Genomic DNA, 2012 nt, shown 5'->3' on the forward strand with positions numbered 1-2012 from the left:
AGCGCCACCGTGTTCTGCAAGCTGCGCGGCAACCCGTACGTGGAGCTGGTGCACTGGCTGCATCAGTTGCTGCAGCTGCAGGACTCGGACCTGCACCGCATCATCAAGCACTTCCAGCTCAATCCGTCCACGCTGGCGCGCGATGTCACCGCCGCCCTGGATGGCCTGCCGCGCGGCTCTACCGCGGTCACCGACCTGTCGGCCAATGTCGAAGAAGCGGTGGAGCGCGGCTGGGTGTATGCCTCGCTCAGCTTTGGGCAGGCGCAGGTGCGCACCGGCTATCTGATGGTCGGCATCCTGAGCGTGCGTGGGCTGCGTCATGCGCTGCTGGCGATTTCAAAGGAGTTCGACAAGCTCAAGCCCGAGGTACTCAACGAGCACTTTGCGCAGATCGTGGCCGGCTCGCCGGAAGAGGGTTTGCTGCCCAGCGATGGTTTCTCACTGGGCCAGACCGCCGCACCGGGCGAGGCCAGCGGCGCCATCGCGCCTGCCGCAATGGGCAAGCAGGAAGCGCTGAAGAAATTCACTACCGACCTCACCGCACAAGCGCGCGAGGGCAAACTCGACCCGATCATCGGCCGTGACGACGAGATCCGCCAGGTGGTGGACATCCTGATGCGGCGCCGCCAGAACAACCCGATCCTGGTCGGCGAAGCCGGCGTGGGAAAGACCGCGGTGGTGGAAGGCTTCGCACAGCGCATCGCCCGCGGTGATGTGCCGCCCGCATTGAAGGACGTGCAACTGCGCACGCTGGATGTGGGCCTGCTGCAGGCCGGCGCCAGCATGAAGGGCGAGTTCGAACAGCGCCTGCGCGCGGTCATCGAAGAAGTACAGGCCAGCCCCAAGCCGATCATCCTGTTCGTGGATGAAACCCACACCCTGGTCGGCGCCGGTGGCGCGGCCGGCACCGGCGATGCCGCCAACCTGCTCAAGCCGGCGCTTGCGCGCGGCACGCTGCGCACGGTGGGCGCCACCACGTTTGCAGAGTACAAGAAGTACATCGAGAAAGATCCCGCGCTGACCCGCCGCTTCCAGGCCGTGCAGGTGGACGAGCCGGACGAGGCCAAGGCGGTGCGCATGATGCGCGGCGTGGCCTCGATGATGGAGCAACACCACGGTGTGCAGATCCTCGACGAAGCGCTGGAAGCGGCGGTCAAGCTCAGTCACCGCTATATCCCCGCCCGCCAGCTGCCGGACAAATCGGTGAGCCTGCTCGATACCGCCTGCGCGCGCGTGGCGGTCAGCCTGCACGCTACGCCTGCGGAAGTGGACGACAGCCGCCGCCGCATCGAAGCGCTGGACACCGAACACGCCATCATCGAGCGCGAGCGTGCGATTGGCATCGTGGTGGAGGAGCGCGCTGCCGCGTGTGCCGGCCTGCTGGAAAGCGAGCACGGCCGACTGCGTGATCTGGAGCAGCGTTGGGTTGGCGAGAAGGCATTGGTGGACGAGCTGCTGTCGCTGCGTGCACAGCTGCGTAGTGGTAACGCTCCGGTGGAAGGCACTGGTAGCGCATTGGAAGCAGAGGCTGAAGCTGATGTCGACGCCGCACAGGCGGCGTCTGGTGACACCGCAGTGCTCGACGCACCGGTGCGGGTGGATCGCGACACGCTGCTGGCGCGCCTGCAGCTGGTACAGGCGGAACTAGGTGCGCTGCAAGGCGAATCGCCGCTGATCCTGCCCACGGTCGACTACCAGGCGGTGGCCGCCGTGGTCGCCGACTGGACCGGCATCCCGGTCGGACGCATGGCGCGCAACGAGATCGACACCGTACTGCGCCTGCCCGAACTACTGGCCAAGCGCGTGATCGGCCAGGACCACGCCATGGAGATGATCGCCAAGCGCATCCAGACCAGCCGCGCCGGCCTGGACAACCCGGACAAACCGATCGGCGTGTTCCTCCTGGCCGGCACCTCCGGCGTCGGCAAGACCGAAACCGCACTCGCCCTGGCCGAAACGCTGTACGGCGGCGAACAGAACCTGATCACCATCAACATGAGCGAGTACCAGGA

1 protein-coding gene is annotated in these 2012 nt (G+C 66.5%); it reads left to right on the forward strand.

All coding sequences use genetic code 11. The features are described from left to right. A partial coding sequence (locus tag XcodCFBP4690_RS22050) for an AAA family ATPase (protein ID WP_104544389.1) occupies nucleotides 1-2012 on the forward strand: 2012 nt, incomplete at both ends.

This window comes from Xanthomonas codiaei (assembly GCF_002939785.1).
In the GTDB taxonomy this organism is placed as follows: Bacteria; Pseudomonadota; Gammaproteobacteria; order Xanthomonadales; family Xanthomonadaceae; genus Xanthomonas; species Xanthomonas codiaei.